Annotated in this window: 1 protein-coding gene; it reads left to right on the top strand. The window is 49.3% G+C overall.

Features of this window, described 5'->3' with window-relative positions; all coding sequences use genetic code 11:
* The coding region (locus tag R7R78_RS25025) for a SecDF P1 head subdomain-containing protein (RefSeq protein WP_406707393.1) at positions 1 to 899 on the top strand (899 nt) is incomplete at both ends.

Here is an 899-nt window from a genome sequence, read left to right as displayed (position 1 = left end):
TCTTGACCTACGTGGTGGTGTTCACTTCTTGATGGAGGTGGATATGGACGCAGCAATGGAAAAGCTTGTTGGTCAACAAGAGGAAGCTTTCCGTAGTGAACTTCGTGACGCTAAGATTCGTTACCGTGCAATCCGTCCTTCTGGCAAAGAAGGGGTGGAAGTACTGCTACGTGACGAAGAGCAACTGGCTGAAGCGAAGCGCACGCTAACGAAGAATCATCCTGATATGAACTTTGTCGAGTCTGATTCGAATGGTCGTTACGCTCTTATCGCCACTTTTACTGAGCAACGTTTGCAAGAGATTCGTAACTACGCTGTAGAACAAAACATCACGATTCTACGTAACCGTGTAAACGAGCTGGGTGTTGCTGAGCCGCTTGTGCAACGTCAAGGCGCTAGCCGCATCGTTGTTGAGCTGCCAGGTGTTCAAGACACTGCTCGTGCGAAAGAAATTCTCGGTGCCACGGCAACCCTTGAATTCCGTGAAGTTGATGATAAAGCTGATTTAGCGGCGGCGGCGAATGGCCGTGCACCGGCGGGCAGTGAAATCAAACAAGATCGCGATGGTCGTCCTGTTGTACTTAAAAAGCGTGTCATCCTAAGCGGCGCTAGCATCACGGATGCAAGTTCTAGTGTGGATGAATACGGTCGCCCTCAAGTTAACATCTCGCTAGACAGCGAGGGTGGTAACAAGATGTCGGCGTTCTCGAAGAAAAACATTGGTAAGTTAATGGCTACCGTGTTTGCTGAGTACAAAGACAGCGGTCGTAAAACGCCTGAAGGCAAAGTTATCCTGACTAAGCACGAAGAAGTGATTAACCAAGCAACGATTCAATCTGCACTTGGCCGTAACTTCCGTATTACAGGTATCGACTCAGCTGCTGAAGCGCACAACCTCG

Source organism: Vibrio sp. 2134-1 (assembly GCF_033339495.1).
This window is presented reverse-complemented; position numbering and strand designations above follow the sequence as displayed.